The sequence below is a fragment of the Clavibacter phaseoli genome, from assembly GCF_021922925.1.
Classification (GTDB): domain Bacteria; phylum Actinomycetota; class Actinomycetes; order Actinomycetales; family Microbacteriaceae; genus Clavibacter; species Clavibacter phaseoli.
Window position 1 is genome coordinate 2812246 of record NZ_CP040786.1, and the last position, 14737, is coordinate 2826982.

Here is a 14737-nt window from a genome sequence, read left to right on the forward strand (position 1 = left end):
GTAGACTGTCCGACCATGCACAGCGTCGCACAGGCCCTCGAGCGTCTCCGCGAGCTGGCAGCATCGCCCCCGGTCGCCGTCCTCGCGCGGGCGTTCCACGAAGCGGGCCACGAGCTTGCCCTCGTCGGCGGCCCGGTCCGCGACGCCTTCCTCGGCCGCGCCGCCACCGACCTCGACCTCACCACCGACGCCCGTCCCGACCGCATCCTCGAGATCGTGAAGCCCGTCGCGGACGCCCACTGGGACATCGGCCGCGCGTTCGGCACCATCGGCGCCCGCGTGAAGGGGGAGCAGGTCGAGATCACGACCTACCGCACCGACCAGTACGACGGCGTCTCCCGCAAGCCCGAGGTCGAGTTCGGATCGTCGCTCGAGGAGGACCTCGTGCGCCGCGACTTCACGGTCAACGCGCTGGCCGTGCGCCTGCCGCAGGTGGTGCTGGTGGATCCGTCCGGCGGCATCGACGACCTCCTCGCCCAGGTGCTCCGCACGCCCGTGGCTCCCGAGGTCTCGTTCGGCGACGACCCGCTCCGCATGATGCGCGCCGTCCGCTTCGCCTCCCAGCTCGGCTTCCTCCTCGACGACGCGGCGCTCGCCGCCATCCGCGACATGGCCCCGCGGATCCTCGACATCTCCGTCGAGCGCGTGAGCGACGAGCTCTCCAAGCTCCTGCGCACCCCGGAGCCGCGCGCCGGCCTCGACCTGCTCGTGGAGGGGGGCCTCGCGGACCACGTGCTGCCGGAGCTCCCCGCCATGAAGCTCGAGGCCGACGAGCACCACCGGCACAAGGACGTCTACCAGCACTCCCTCCAGGTGCTCGACCAGGCGATCGACCACGAGCGCTCCCGCCACCCGGGCGAGGCACCGGACCTCGTCCTCCGCCTGGCCGCGCTCCTGCACGACATCGGCAAGCCGTCCACGCGCCGGCTCGAGCCCGGCGGGGTCGTCACCTTCCACCACCACGACGTCGTCGGATCCAAGATGGCCAAGCGCCGGCTCCGTGCCCTCCGCTTCGACAACGACACGATCGCGTCGGTCGCGCGCCTCGTCGAGCTGCACCTCCGCTTCTTCGGCTACACCGAGGGCGGCTGGACCGACTCGGCCGTCCGCCGCTACGTGCGCGACGCCGGCCCCGAGCTCGAGCGCCTGCACATGCTCACGCGCGCCGACGTCACCACGCAGAACCGCCGGAAGGCCGACCGCCTCGGCTTCGCCTACGACGACCTCGAGGCGCGCATCGCCGAGCTCGCCGAGCAGGAGGAGATGGCGGCCGTCCGCCCGGACCTCGACGGCGAGGCGATCATGCGGATCCTGGACGTGCCGCCCGGGCCGCTGGTCGGCCGCGCCTACCGCTTCCTGCTCGAGCTGCGCCTCGACGAGGGCCCGCTCCCCGCGGAGGAGGCCGAGCGCCGCCTCGTCGCGTGGTGGGCGGCCGAGCAGGGCTGATCCGCTCCGCCTGGGCCTCCGCCGCGGCCGGCCTGGTGCGACTCCTCCCCATCCGGTAGTCTTGCGAGGTTGTCCGCCCGGCAACGGGATTCCCCTGCCCCGCGCGGACAGATGCACATACCCTCCTGTCGCAGATCGTCTGCGACCGTTCAAGTCCGAAGGAGGTGGGTTAGTGACGCATCAGTACGAACTCATGGTGATCCTGGATCCCGAGATCGATGAGCGCACCGTCGCTCCCAGTCTCGACAAGTTCCTCAACGTCATCCGCACCAGCGGTGGCACCGTCGACAACGTCGACGTCTGGGGCCGTCGTCGACTGGCGTACGAGATCAACAAGAAGAACGAGGGCATCTACGCCGTCGTCCAGCTCACCGCCACGAGCGAGGCCACGCAGGAGCTCGACCGCCAGCTGGGTCTGTCCGAGGCCGTCATGCGCACCAAGGTGCTGCGTGCCGAGGAGGCCATGGCCATGGTCGCCTCCGCTGCGAAGCTCGCCGACGAGAAGGCCGCCCGCAAGGCAGCCGCCACGTCCAAGGCCGCAGACGCCGCCCCCCAGGCTCCCGCCACGGACGCCGCCCCGGCGACGCCCGGCAAGCCGGCAGCGCAGGCTGCTTCCAGCGAGAAGACCGGGGAGTAGTCGATGGCCGGCGAAACCATCATCACGGTCGTGGGCAACCTCACCAGTGATCCGGAGCTGCGGTACACGCAGAACGGGCTGGCGGTAGCCAACTTCACCATCGCCTCCACGCCGAGGTCCTTCGACCGCGCGAGCAACGACTGGAAGGACGGCGACGCCCTCTTCCTCCGTGCGAGCGTGTGGCGCGAGTTCGCCGAGCACGTGGCGTCCTCGCTCACCAAGGGCTCGCGTGTCGTCGCGACCGGCCGCCTCAAGCAGCGGTCGTACGAGACGAAGGAGGGCGAGAAGCGCACCTCCATCGAGCTCGAGGTCGACGAGATCGGCCCCTCGCTCCGCTACGCGACCGCTCAGGTCACGCGCGCGGCCGGCGGCGGCGGCAACGGCGGCGGGGGCAACTCCGGCGGCGGCCGCGGCCAGTTCGGCGGCGGGCAGCCCCAGCAGCAGCAGGTGGCCGAGGAGCCGTGGGGCACCCCCGCGAGCTCCGGCGGCAACTCCGGCGGCGGCGACGGCGGCTGGTCCAACCCCGGCAACTTCAACGACGAGACGCCCTTCTAGGGCTCGTCGCACTACGTACGAAAGACAGGAAGAATCATGGCTGGAAAGAGCAGCGGCGACCGCCGCAAGCCTCTCCGCGGAGCCAAGGGCGGCAAGAACGCCGCCCCGGCGAAGTCCATCCGCGTCGGCGTCATCGACTACAAGGATGTCGCCACCCTCCGCAAGTTCATTTCCGAGCGGGGAAAGATCCGCGCTCGTCGCATCACCGGTGTCTCGGTGCAGGAGCAGCGCCTCATCGCGCGCGCAGTCAAGAACGCGCGCGAGATGGCACTTCTCCCCTACGCCGGCTCTGGCCGTTAAGGGGTAATGGAATGTCGAAAGTGATCCTCACGACCGAGGTCTCCGGCCTCGGTTCCCCCGGAGACGTCGTCGAGGTCAAGAACGGGTTCTCCCGCAACTACCTCGTGCCCCAGGGCTTCGCGGTCATCTGGAGCCGCGGCGGCGAGAAGCAGATCGAGCAGATCAAGGCCGCGCGTGCCGCTCGCGAGCACGCGACCATCGAGGAGGCGCAGGACCTCAAGAGCCGCCTCGAGGCCAAGATCGTCAAGCTGACCGTCAAGGCCGGCCAGGGCGGGCGCCTCTTCGGCTCCGTCAAGACGTCCGACATCGCCAAGGCGGTCGAGGAGTCCGGCATCGGCCAGGTCGACAAGCGCAAGATCGAGATCCCCAACGCCATCAAGGCCACGGGGAACCACGAGGCCACGATCCGGCTCCGTGACGACATCGTCGCCACGATCAGCCTCCAGGTCGTCGCCGCGAAGTAACGCAGCGCAGACGATGGCGGCGGGCTCCCTGAGCCCGCCGCCATCGGCGGTTAACCAGCCGGTCAGAGGCCCCTGGATCCCCAGCTCCATCCACAGGCGAGTCCCTAGCAGAAGAACTCTCAAGCCCTGGTGCAGACTACTTTCCCCACACCGTTGGGGGAGAACTGAGGCCCTGGTCAGATGGCTATTCAGGTCGAAAAAAAGTCCGTAGTGCACAGGTCTGTCCCCAGGTACTCCACACGATCCCCGGCGTTTCGCCCACTTTGTCCACAGCCTCGTCCACAGGGGCATTTGGTCCCGGCGGGACCGGATCCATATCGTGGGGCAGCGCCCGTCGAACGGGTCGCGGAGGACCCGTGAGCGGTCCGGTCGACGCCGTCCCGGACGGTGTCGGAGGTCCGAGCTAGAACGGTCGTGCGGGCGCATCCGCCCAGCCGACCGAGGGGAGCCGCACGTGTCCATCGCCCATCTGGGTCTCGCCGGCGAGCGTGACGAGCGCGACAAGCGCGCCGGTCACGAGCGCACCCCGCCGCACGACCTCCTCGCCGAGCAGAGCGCCATCGGCGGCATGCTCCTCAGCAAGGACGCCGTGGCCGACGCGGTCGAGCAGGTGCGGGCGATCGACTTCTACATCCCGAAGCACGAGATCATCTTCGACGCGATCCTCTCGCTGTACTCGCACGGCGAGCCGACGGACGTCATCGCGGTCACCGACGAGCTCACGAAGCTCGGCGAGCTCAGCCGGGCGGGCGGGGCCGACTACCTCCACACGCTCACGAGCGTCGTGCCCACGGCCGCCAACGCCGGCTTCTACGCCTCCATCGTCGCCGAGAAGGCGGTGCTGCGGCGGCTGGTCGAGGCGGGCACCCGCATCGTCCAGATGGGCTACGCCAGCGAGGGCGAGGTCGTGGACCTCGTCAACAACGCCCAGGCGGAGATCTACGGCGTCACGGGCGGCGTGGAGGCCGAGGACTACGTGCCGCTCACGGACGCCGTCACGGTCGCCATCGACGAGATCGAGGCCGCCAAGGGCAAGGACGGCCAGATGACCGGCGTGCCCACCGGCTTCGCCGACCTCGACGCGCTCACCAACGGCCTGCACCCCGGCCAGCTCATCATCGTCGCCGCGCGCCCGGCGCTCGGCAAGTCCACGCTCGCGCTCGACTTCGCGCGCGCGGCGAGCATCAAGTACGACATGCCCTCCATCTTCTTCAGCCTCGAGATGGGGCGCAGCGAGATCGCGATGCGCCTCCTGTCCGCCGAGGCGTCCGTGCCGCTGCAGAGCATGCGCAAGGGCACGGTGGACGCGCGGGACTGGACGACCATCGCGCAGACCCGCGGGCGCATCAACGACGCCCCGCTCTACATCGACGACAGCCCCAACATGACGCTCGTCGAGATCCGGGCCAAGTGCCGTCGCCTCAAGCAGAAGGTCGGGCTGAAGCTCGTCGTCATCGACTACCTGCAGCTCATGACGAGCGGCAAGAAGGTCGAGTCGCGCCAGCAGGAGGTCTCGGAGTTCTCGCGTGCGCTGAAGCTCATGGCGAAGGAGCTGCAGGTCCCCGTCATCGCGCTCTCGCAGCTGAACCGCGGCCCCGAGCAGCGCGCCGACAAGATGCCGGCCATCTCCGACCTCCGCGAGTCCGGGTCGCTCGAGCAGGACGCCGACATGGTCATCCTGCTGCACCGCGAGAGCGCCTACGAGAAGGACAACCCGCGCGCGGGCGAGGCCGACTTCATCGTGGCCAAGCACCGCAACGGACCGACCGGCACCATCACGGTCGGCTTCCACGGGCACTTCTCGCGCTTCGCGGACATGCCGGCGGGCGGGTAGCCGGAGGTCACGACGTCGGGCGGAGACGCCCGCGGAGGTGCCGCTCCTCCGGCGCCGCGGTCCCGTCTCGTGCGGCGCACCCGACGGTCCCGGCGAGCGGCCGAACGGGCCGACGGATCGAGGCGCGCCTCATGGGCGGGTCCGCGTCAGGGCGCGAAGTAGAGATGCGCGTGCGCGGCGCAGCCGGGGTTGAACGCTGCGCCGCAGCTCGGGCAGGAGTCGGCCGCGAGGTACTCGGGCACGCTCATCGTCGCGCGGCAGACGCCGCACAGGGCCGCCGGCAGGTGCTGGACGGCGCGGGGGATCACCTCGAGCGGGTGGTCCGCGACGGCCGCGTGGCAGAGGTGGCATGGGTACCACGCGTCGCAGCAGGGGGCGCGGAGGGCGACGACGTCGAGCGCGGATCCGTAGTGGACGCAACGGGTCTCGGCGTCGATCGCCGGGCCGCGGATGATCACGGGACCGGCATCGACACCGACGCCCGCATTCGTGCCCCGGAGGACGTCAGCGTTCCCGACCACCGCGCTGCCCCGCGACTCGACGCGGCCCGGTGCCGTGTGACCGGCTGAGGGGGTCACGTCTCGATCCGGCTGCTCGGCGGGCATGGAGGGGTGACCGGGTGGAGGGGTCACGCGCGCGGGCGCCGCATCAGGCGTCCGGGAGGGCCGTCGCGGCGTCGACCAGCGTGAGCTCGGGGCTGTCGCGCTGGATCGCCTTGAGGCGCCACGGGGTGGTGATCAGGGCGATGTGCGTGCCGTCCGAGCGGACGAGCACCTCGACGCCGATGGTCTTCGCCAGGGCGGGAGCCGAGGCCGCGTCGGTGATCCGGGCCACCTGGTACTCGAGCGGCTCCATGCGCAGCGGCGCGCGGAACTCGTTCGTCATGCGCTCGACGACGACCTCGAACTGCATGGGGCCGACCGCGCCGAGGACCGGCGCCTGGTCGCCGCGGAGGTCGGACCGCATCACCTGGATGACGCCCTCGTGGTCCAGCTGCTCGATGCCCTTGCGGAACTGCTTGTGCGTGCTCGTGTCCTTGGAGCGGACGACGCGGAAGAGCTCGGGCGCGAACTGGGGGAGACGCGGGAACGTGACGGGCGCGCCGTCGAAGAGCGTGTCGCCGACGCGGATGTTGGACGCGTTGACGAGACCGACGACGTCGCCGGGGTAGGCGTCGTCGACGGTGGAGCGCTCGCGGCCGAAGAGCTGCTGCGCGTACTTGGTGACGAAGGGGCGGCCCGTCTGGGCGTGCGTGACCGTCATGCCGCGGTGGAAGACGCCCGAGCAGATCCGCATGAAGGCCAGGCGGTCGCGGTGCGCGGTGTTCATGCCCGACTGCACCTTGAAGACGAAGCCGGAGAAGTCCTCCTCGACGGGGCGCGTGCGGTCCTGCTCGTCGGGACGCGGCTGCGCGGCCGGGGCGATGGCGTCGAGCGCGTCGAGGATGTGGGTCACGCCGAAGTTGAGGACGGCGGCCGCGAAGAGCACCGGCGTGGTGCGGCGGGCGAGGAACGACTCCTCGTCGTGGTCCTGGCCCTCCTCGTGCAGGAGCTCGCTCTCCTCGACGGCGTTCGTCCACGCGGATCCGGCCGCGGCCAGCGCCTCGTCGGGCGACATGCGCGTCTCCGGGGCGATGCTCGCGCCGCCGGCCGTGCGGGTGAAGTGCACGCACTCGCCGCTCGAGCGGTCGACGACGCCGAAGAACGCGCCCGACTCGCCGACCGGCCACGTGAGCGGGGTGGGCAGGAGGCCCGTGCGCTCCTTGATCTCGTCCATGAGGTCGAGCGGCTCGCGGCCCGGGCGGTCCCACTTGTTGATGACGGTGATGATCGGGATGCGGCGCTGGCGGCACACCTCGAAGAGCTTCATGGTCTGGGTCTCGAGGCCGCGGGAGGCGTCGACGAGCATGATCGCGGCGTCCACCGCGGAGAGCACGCGGTAGGTGTCCTCGGAGAAGTCGGCGTGGCCGGGGGTGTCGACGACGTTCATGACGGTGTCGCGGTGGGTGAACTGGATCGCCGCGGAGCTCACGGAGATGCCGCGCTCCTTCTCCATGTCCATCCAGTCGGAGACCGTGGACTTGCGGCCCTGCTTGCCGTGCACGGCGCCCGCGGACCCGATGGCGTGCGCGTGCAGCAGCAGCGCCTCGGTGAGCGTGGACTTGCCCGCGTCGGGGTGGGAGATGACGGCGAAGGTGCGACGGCGGGACGCCTCGCGCAGCACGGGGGAGGCGGAGGCCGAGGCGGGCGCGCGGGGAGGGGTGATGGTCGACACCTCCCCATGGTACGAGGCGGTGTCGAGCGGGGGATCCGCGGGGTCGGCCGGTGGTCAGCGGGCCCGGAGGCGGTCGAGGAACTCGTCGGCCATGGCGAGGTGCTCGGCGAGGCGGCGGCGGCGCTCCTCCGCGTCGGCGACGAAGGCCGCGAGATCCGCCCGCAGGGACGCGGTGTCGTCGTCCGGGCCGGCGGCGTCGAGGGCGTTCGTGACCTCGAGCAGGCGCATCATCTCCTCGAGCGAGAAGCCGAGCGGCTTCATCCGGCGGATGAGGAGGAGGCGCTCGAGGTCCTCGTCGGTGTAGAGGCGGAAGCCGCCCTCGGAGCGGCCGGACGGGCGGAGCAGGCCGGTCTCGTCGTAGTGGCGGAGCGTGCGGTGCGACATGCCGGTGCGCTCGGCGAGCTCGCCGATCTGCATGGTCGCGGGGCCGGCAGGTCGCGTCATGCGGGCCTCCAGACGGGCTCTCCCGGGCAGGGGAGGTGTGGGCGGGTTGCGGACGGGCGACCGCATCCGCCCATTCTCCCCGATCGGGGGCGCGGGGCACCGCCCCCGTCCGGGCGGCGTCGCGGAGGGGACGGGCGTCGCGCGGGCCCGGCCGGGCGTCGCGCTCTCGGGGCGGCGCGGGCCCCCGCTCGTAGGATCGGCGCATGAGGATCGCGTTCGTCTCGCTGCACACGTCGCCGATCCAGAAGCCCAGCACGGGCGACGCCGGCGGGCTCAACGTCTACCTGCTGGAGCTCGCGCGGAGCCTCGGCCGGCAGGGGCACGAGGTGCAGCTGATCACGCGCGCCACGGATCCGGCGGACCCCGCCGTGCTCCCCGTCGCGCCGGGCGTCGAGCTGCGCTCGCTGCGGGCGGGGCCGGTCGGGCCGCTCGCCAAGGAGGAGCTGCCCGGGATCACGGGTGCCTTCGCCGACGCGCTCGCCGCGCTGCCGCCGGCGGACGTCGTGCACGCGCACTACTGGCTGTCGGCCGTCGCGGCGCTGCCGGTCGCGCGCGCGTGGGGCGTGCCGCACGTGCTGACGCTGCATTCGGTCTCCGCGGGCAAGAACCGCCGGCTCGTGGCGGGGGACACCCCGGAGCCGGAGTCGCGGCTCGCCGACGAGGGGCGGCTCGTGCGCGCGTCCGACCTCGTGATCTCGTCGGCGGAGTCGGAGAGGCGGCTGCTCGTGGAGGCGTACGACGCGGATCCCGCGGCCGTGCACGTCGTGGCGCCGGGCGTGGAGGAGGCGTTCCTGCGGGAGCCGTCGCGGCGCGACGGTGGCGGGCGGGTGCGGATCGTCCTGCTCGGGCGGATCCAGCCGCTCAAGGGGCAGGACGTCGCGCTGCGGGCCCTCGCCCTGCTGGATCCCGCGACCAGGCCCCTGCTCGTGATCGCCGGCGGGGTCTCACCCGGGCGGGACGCGTACGCGGCGAGCCTGCACGCGCTCGTGCGCTCGCTCGGCCTCGAGGACGACGTCGTCTTCGCGGGCGCGCTCGACCGGGCCGCGACAGCGCGGACGCTCGCCGGCGCGCACCTCGCGCTCATGCCGTCGGCCGCGGAGACCTACGGGCTAGTGGCGCTCGAGGCGGCGGCGTGCGGCACGCCCGTCGTCGCGTCGCGGACGGAGGGGCTCGTGGACTCCGTGCGCGAGGGCGTGAGCGGCGTGTTCGTGCCGACGCGGGATCCCGCCGACTGGGCCCGGGCGATCCGCGAGCTGCTCGCCGACCGGCCCGCCCTCGCGCGGCTCTCGGCCTCCGCGCGGGCGCACGCGGCGCGGCACACGTGGGACGTCGCGGCGGCGGACGTGGCGGAGGAGTACCGGGCGCTGCGGGAGCGCGGCGCCGCGGGGCGCGCGGAACAGGGCGCGGGCGCTCGGGACTGAGGCCGGGCGGCGGGCGCGTGCCGGCCTGCCTCCCTCAGCCCACCCACTCGCGCCCGCGCGCCACGTCCTCCGCGGCGCGCTCGAGCCAGGTGACGGCGTCCGCGCGCGCGGCGTCCGTGGATCCGGCGAGGTCGGTGAGGGAGCGCGCGGCCGCGAACCCGTCGGTGGGGGCCGCGACGGCACCGGCCACGAGGATCGCCGCGGTCGCGTGCGCCCGGGCGAGGTCGAGCACGTGCGAGGCGACCTTGCCCGTCCGCGACTGCGCGTCGAAGCGGCCCTCGCCCGTGATGACGACGTCGGTGCCCGCGACGAGGCCGGCCAGACCGATCGCGTCGGCTACGCCGGCGGATCCGGATCCCACGACGGCGCCCCACGCGACGAGGCCTGCCGCGGTGCCGCCCGCCGCGCCTGCGCCCGGGGCGGCCGGATCCACGCCGAGCAGCCCGGCGAGGTGGGCGAGGCCGGCGTCGAGCGCGCGGACGTCCGCCGGGGTCGCGCCCTTCTGCGGACCGTAGACGGCGGCGGCGCCCGCGGGCCCGGTGAGGGGCGCGGAGACGTCGCCGAGGATCACCGCACCGCCCGCCGGCAGCGGCAGGAGCCCGGCGAGGTCCAGCGAGGCGATGCCCGCGAGCGCGCCGCCGCCGTCGCCGGCCGGGGAGCCGTCGGCGCGCACAGCTCGGGCGCCCAGCTCCCGGAGCGCGCCGACGCCGCCGTCCGTCGACGAGCTGCCGCCGAGCGCGAGCAGCAGCCGCGGGACGCCGGAGTCGACCGCCGCGCGGATCGCCTGGCCGAAGCCGCGGGTGTGCGCGGTGAGCGGGCGGAGCGGATCCAGCAGCGTGATCCCGCTCGTCGACGCGACCTCCACGACGCCCGTGCCGTCGGGCAGCAGGAGCCAGTGCGCGTCCACCGGCCGGTCGTCGGGCCCGGTGACGCGGACGGGGACGCGTCGGGCGCCCGGGACGGCCGCCGCGAGCACGTCGAGCGTGCCCTGCCCGCCGTCGGCCATGGGCGCGACCACCACGTGGTCGCCGGGTCGGGCGCGGAGCCAGCCGCGGCGGAGGGCCCGGGCGGCCTCGACGGCGGTCGCGGATCCGGTGAGGGAGTCGGGCGCCATGACGACGCGCAGCGGGTGGGGAGCGGCGGTGCTCATGCTGCCAGTCTGCCGGACGGGGTCGTGCCCGGAGGGCGTCGCCGGATCAGTCGGGCGCGACGCCCGCCCGGTGCGCGAGCAGCGCCGCGCCGACCAGCCCGGCGTCGTTTCCCCGGCTCGCCGCGATGATCTCGGTGTCGAGGTGCAGGAACCCGGAGAAGCGCGCGAACTCGTGGGCGGCGGCGCCGCCCACCACGATGAGGTCGGGCGACATGATGGACTCGAGGTGCCGGTAGTACCGCTCCAGCCGGGCGGCCCACTCCTCGAACGTCAGCCCCTCGCGGCGCACGGCGGAGAACGCCGCCTGCATCTCGTAGTCGCCGCCGTCGATGTGGACGTGGCCGAGCTCGCTGTTCGGGATCAGCGTGCCGTCGTGGAGCAGCGCCGTGCCGATGCCGGTGCCGAGCGTGGTGAGGATCACGAGGCCGCCGCGGCCCTGCAGCACGCCGTACTCGAGCTCCGCCACCCCGGCGGCGTCGGCGTCGTTGACGGTGAGCACGTCGATCCCGCTGCGCTCGCGGATCGCGGTGCGCGCGTCCATGCCGAGCCAGCGGTCGGAGATGTGGGCGGAGGAGCGCACGATCCCCTTCCGCACGATGCCGGGGACGCCGACGCCCACGGGCAGGTCCTCGTCCGGCGTGAGCTCCAGCACGATCTCGGCGATCACGTCCGCGATGTCCTCGGGCTCGCCGCCGACGGGCTTCGCGACGGTCATGCGCTCGGTGAGCCGGATCCCCGTCGTGACGTCGACGATGCCCGCCTTGAGCGTCGTGCCGCCGATGTCGATGCCGAGCGCCAGCCGGTCACGGCGGGCGAGGGCGGCCTCGGCGCCGTCGGGGGCGGCGACGACGGCGCGGTCGACGGGGATGAAGCCGAGGGCCGCCCGGCCGTCGTCGGAGGCGGGCCGCGGCGCGGTCTCGGGCTGGGGCACGGCGGGGCCTCTCGGTTGCGGTTTGCGGGGCGCGGATGCGCGGCGGACGGGGCGGCGGATCGGGCGGACCCGGCCCGCGGACCCGGGGCCGTCGGCCGCGGGGCCGCCGCGCCTCAGAACGCCCGGTTCGCGTAGACGATCCCGCAGGCCACGCCCACGGCGCAGACGACCGCGAGCCCGACGACCGCACCGGCCGCCGCGGCGGCCAGACGGGGGAGGGGACTCGTCACGCGTCGAGCCTAGGCCAGCCCGGGGGGACCGTCGCCGTGGCGCCCGGCCGAGCATCCGCCCAGGAACCCACCGAGTAGGCTGGCCCGGATGGAGAGAGAGGCTGCCGTGTCCGAGGACGAGCTGACGTTCCGGGCGGCGTACTGGCCCGTGCTCCTCCTGCGCGCACTGCCCGCCCTCGCGCTCGCCGCGTTCATCACCTTCTCCAGCGACCACTCCCCGGCCCTCGGCCTCGTGGCGTTCGGGCTCTTCGCGATCCTCTCCGGCCTGATCACCGCGGGCCTCGGCAGCCGGGCCCTCCGCGGTCCGGCCGCGCGCCTGCGCACGAGCGCCGTCGCGCAGGGCGCCCTGACGGTCGTGGCCGGCGTCGCCGCGCTGCTCGCCCGGGACGGGGGCGTCCTCGTCCTCCTCTACGTCGTCAGCGTCTGGGCCGTCGTCACCGGATTCCTGGAGCTCGTCGCCGGCCTGCGCTCGCGCGGCCGCGTGCCGGGCGCCACCGACGCGATCACCGTCGGCGCGCTCACCGTCGTCCTCGCCGTCGCGTTCCTCCTCGTGCCGCCGGACCTCGTCGTCCAGTACGGCGGGGTCGAGCAGCGCGAGGGCCAGCTCACCGCGCCCGTCGTGGCCGTCGGCCTCCTGGGCGCCTACGCGGCGATCGTCGGGGTCTTCCTGGTCATCGCCGCCCTGAGCATGAAATGGGGCACCTCCACGCCCACCGCGACCTCCGCGGCGGACGCCCCCCGGACCACCGAGAGCGCGAGCTGACCGTGACTTCCAACATCCGCAAGGACCGCATGCGCCCCGCCGAGCTGCTCGGCATCGCGGCGGCGCTCGCCGCGTTCGTCGGCCTGATCGTGGCGCTCAGCACCCGGCCGGGCGACGCGCAGTCGTGGACGGTCGTGGTCGTCTTCACGGGCGTCGCGTTCATCGGCGCCCTCGTGATGCTCGCCATGCTCGCGCTGTCGTTCAAGCCGAACCGCGACGAGCTGCAGGACATGGACGAGCAGGACTACCCGGATCGGCCCACGCGGCACTGAGCCGCCTGGATCGGACCGTTCCGCGTCAGACCGTTCCGCTGACGGCGCCGGGTCCCCCGCCTCGACGGGGATCCCGGACGGACCTCAGAGGATGTGGTCGACCAGCTGCGAGGCGAGCCCCGCGTACCCGGCAGGGGTCAGTTCGAGCAGCCGCGCCTTCGCCTCGTCCCCGATGTCGAGCCCGGACACGAACGCCCGCATCTCGTCGCGCCCGACGCGCTTGCCGCGCGTGAGCTCCTTGAGGACCGCGTACGGGTCGCTGATGGAGCTGCGCCCGGCGACGATCTCCGCGCGGATGACCGTCTGGATCGCCTCGCCGAGGATCTCCCAGTTCGCGTCGAGGTCGGCCGCGAGCAGCGCCCGGTCGACGTCGATCTCGAGGAGCCCGCGTCCGATGTTGTCGAGCGCGAGCAGCGAGTGCCCGAGGGCGACGCCGACGTTGCGCTGCGTCGTGGAGTCGGTGAGGTCGCGCTGGAGGCGCGAGGTGACGAGCGTGGACGCGAGCGAGTCGAGCAGCGCGTCGGACAGCTCGAGGTTCGCCTCGGCGTTCTCGAACCGGATGGGGTTGATCTTGTGCGGCATCGTCGACGACCCGGTCGCGCCCGCCTGCGGGATCTGCCGGAAGTAGCCCATGGAGATGTAGGTCCACACGTCGGTGCAGAGGTTGTGCAGCACCCGGTTGACGTGCGCGATGCGCGTGTAGAGCTCCGCCTGCCAGTCGTGCGACTCGATCTGCGTGGTGAGCGGGTTCCACACGAGGCCCAGGCCCGTCACGAAGGCGCGCGACTCGGCGGGCCAGTCGACGGCGGCGTCGGCGGCGAGGTGCGCCGCGAACGTGCCCGTCGCGCCGCTGAACTTGCCGAGGACCTCGACGTCCTCCACGTCGGCCCGCAGGCGCTCGAGCCGGTGCACGAACACCGCGAGCTCCTTGCCGAGCGTGCTGGGCGTGGCCGGCTGCCCGTGCGTGCGCGACAGCATGGCGTCGTCGCGGAAGAGGAGGGCCCGCTCGCGGAGCGCGCCGATGACGGAGACGAGCTTGGGGAGCCAGACCTCGCGCACGGCCCGGTCGATGACGAGCGCGTAGGAGAGGTTGTTGATGTCCTCGCTCGTGCACGCGAAGTGCGTGAGCTCGGCGACGTGCCCGAGGCCGAGCTCCTCCAGGCGGTCGCGCACGAAGTACTCGACGGCCTTCACGTCGTGCCGGGTGACGGCCTCGACGCGGGCGAGCGCGTCGATCTGCTCCTGCCCGAAGCCCGCGACGACCTCGCGCAGCGCCGCCTTCTGCGCGTCCGTGAACGGCGAGGAGGAGAGGAGCGACCGGTCGGTGAGGTGGATGAGCCACTCGATCTCGACGTGGATGCGCGCCCGGTTGAGGCCCGCCTCCGAGAGGTGCTCGCCGAGCTCGGTGACGACGGGGGCGTAGCGGCCGTCGAGGGGGCTCAGCACCTGCGGGGGCAACGGGCTCATGCGGGGGGATCTCCTAGCTGGGGGGACGGATGCCGGGCTCCACCTGCGCGAGGAGGGCCCGGGCGGCACGGTCTATCATCCCAAGAACCCGATCGAACATCGCCGCGTCCGTGTAGTACGGGTCGGGCACGTCCCGCAGGTGGGCCTGTGGAGGATCGAACGACAGCAGCAGGTGGATCTTCGCCCGGTCCGCCTCCGTCCGGGCCCACTGGCGCAGGGTCCGCTCCTGGCCGCGGTCGAACACGACCACCAGGTCGAGGTCGGGCAGCGTGTCCGGGTCGAACTGCTTGGCGCGGTGCGCGGATCCCGACAGGCCGTGCCGCTCGAGCGCCGCGAGCGTGCGCGCGTCCGCCTGCTCGCCCACGTGCCAGTCGCCCGTGCCGGCGCTCGTCACGGAGACGCGATCCGCGTGCCCGGCGCGCTGCACGAGGTCGCGGAAGACGACCTCCGCCATCGGGGAGCGGCAGATGTTGCCGGTGCAGACGAAGGCGATCCGGAAGACGGGTGGGGCCGTCGGGTCCGGAGAGTCGGGGGCTCCCATGCGCTCAT

The 14737-nt window shown here is 73.1% G+C and carries 15 protein-coding genes and 1 pseudogene; 9 read left to right on the top strand and 7 right to left on the bottom strand.

Features of this window, described 5'->3' with window-relative positions; all coding sequences use genetic code 11:
* The first annotated feature begins 15 nt into the window (after positions 1-15).
* The 6 genes and pseudogenes from FGI33_RS13295 to dnaB all read left to right on the top strand — a co-directional run bounded on the left by FGI33_RS13295 (position 16) and on the right by dnaB (position 5236).
* A complete protein-coding gene (locus tag FGI33_RS13295; RefSeq protein WP_119434266.1) occupies positions 16-1446 on the top strand; it encodes a CCA tRNA nucleotidyltransferase in 1431 nt (476 codons plus the stop codon).
* Between the two features lie 193 nt (positions 1447-1639).
* Positions 1640-1984, top strand: a pseudogene (gene rpsF, locus FGI33_RS13300) (30S ribosomal protein S6); the annotation flags it as partial.
* Positions 1985-2086: 102 nt separating this feature from the next.
* Positions 2087-2638, top strand: coding sequence for a single-stranded DNA-binding protein (locus tag FGI33_RS13305; protein ID WP_119434265.1), 552 nt, complete (start codon positions 2087-2089; stop codon positions 2636-2638).
* Positions 2639-2674: 36 nt separating this feature from the next.
* Positions 2675-2938, top strand: a complete 264-nt coding sequence (gene rpsR, locus FGI33_RS13310) for a 30S ribosomal protein S18 (protein WP_012039648.1) — start codon at positions 2675-2677, stop codon at positions 2936-2938.
* Positions 2939-2949: 11 nt separating this feature from the next.
* Entirely contained in the window at positions 2950-3402 is a 453-nt protein-coding gene (gene rplI, locus FGI33_RS13315; protein WP_012039647.1) for a 50S ribosomal protein L9, read from the top strand.
* A 454-nt stretch (positions 3403-3856) separates the two neighbouring features.
* Positions 3857-5236, top strand: a complete 1380-nt coding sequence (dnaB, locus tag FGI33_RS13320) for a replicative DNA helicase (protein WP_012039646.1) — start codon at positions 3857-3859, stop codon at positions 5234-5236.
* Between the two features lie 146 nt (positions 5237-5382).
* Here the strand turns inward: dnaB and FGI33_RS13325 are convergent, their stop codons facing one another.
* The 3 genes from FGI33_RS13325 to FGI33_RS13335 all read right to left on the bottom strand — a co-directional run bounded on the left by FGI33_RS13325 (position 5383) and on the right by FGI33_RS13335 (position 7954).
* The gene (locus FGI33_RS13325) at positions 5383-5694 is read right to left on the bottom strand and encodes a CHY zinc finger protein (protein ID WP_315850418.1); all 312 of its coding nucleotides are present in this window, start codon (positions 5692-5694) and stop codon (positions 5383-5385) included.
* A gap of 190 nt (positions 5695-5884) precedes the next feature.
* Positions 5885-7510, bottom strand: coding sequence for a peptide chain release factor 3 (locus FGI33_RS13330; RefSeq protein ID WP_086506173.1), 1626 nt, complete (start codon positions 7508-7510; stop codon positions 5885-5887).
* 54 nt (positions 7511-7564) lie between these two features.
* Positions 7565-7954 carry a MerR family transcriptional regulator gene (locus FGI33_RS13335; protein ID WP_119434264.1) on the bottom strand — a complete coding sequence of 130 codons (390 nt, stop codon included), beginning with the start codon at positions 7952-7954 and terminating at the stop codon, positions 7565-7567.
* A 203-nt stretch (positions 7955-8157) separates the two neighbouring features.
* On the opposite strand from FGI33_RS13335, the gene FGI33_RS13340 reads away from it, so the two are divergent.
* On the top strand, positions 8158-9375 hold the full coding sequence (locus tag FGI33_RS13340; RefSeq protein ID WP_237582011.1) for a glycosyltransferase: 1218 nt from the start codon (positions 8158-8160) through the stop codon (positions 9373-9375).
* Positions 9376-9409: 34 nt separating this feature from the next.
* Here the strand turns inward: FGI33_RS13340 and FGI33_RS13345 are convergent, their stop codons facing one another.
* Positions 9410-10525, bottom strand: a complete 1116-nt coding sequence (locus FGI33_RS13345; RefSeq protein ID WP_237582012.1) for a glycerate kinase — start codon at positions 10523-10525, stop codon at positions 9410-9412.
* 46 nt (positions 10526-10571) lie between these two features.
* Positions 10572-11456 carry a polyphosphate--glucose phosphotransferase gene (gene ppgK / locus FGI33_RS13350; RefSeq protein ID WP_119435711.1) on the bottom strand — a complete coding sequence of 295 codons (885 nt, stop codon included), beginning with the start codon at positions 11454-11456 and terminating at the stop codon, positions 10572-10574.
* Between the two features lie 318 nt (positions 11457-11774).
* Here ppgK and FGI33_RS13355 point away from each other — a divergent pair, with 318 nt between their 5' ends.
* Entirely contained in the window at positions 11775-12449 is a 675-nt protein-coding gene (locus FGI33_RS13355) for a DUF308 domain-containing protein (RefSeq protein ID WP_237582013.1), read from the top strand.
* A gap of 2 nt (positions 12450-12451) precedes the next feature.
* Positions 12452-12721 (top strand): hypothetical protein, encoded by a 270-nt coding sequence (locus tag FGI33_RS13360; RefSeq protein ID WP_119435186.1) that lies wholly within the window; start codon positions 12452-12454, stop codon positions 12719-12721.
* An 84-nt stretch (positions 12722-12805) separates the two neighbouring features.
* On the opposite strand, the gene purB is transcribed toward FGI33_RS13360, so the two are convergent.
* Together purB and FGI33_RS13370 are read right to left on the bottom strand one after the other, a co-directional pair.
* Positions 12806-14188 carry an adenylosuccinate lyase gene (gene purB / locus FGI33_RS13365; protein WP_119435184.1) on the bottom strand — a complete coding sequence of 461 codons (1383 nt, stop codon included), beginning with the start codon at positions 14186-14188 and terminating at the stop codon, positions 12806-12808.
* A 13-nt stretch (positions 14189-14201) separates the two neighbouring features.
* Positions 14202-14729 (bottom strand): low molecular weight protein-tyrosine-phosphatase, encoded by a 528-nt coding sequence (locus FGI33_RS13370; RefSeq protein ID WP_119401934.1) that lies wholly within the window; start codon positions 14727-14729, stop codon positions 14202-14204.
* Between the last annotated feature and the right edge of the window lie 8 nt (positions 14730-14737).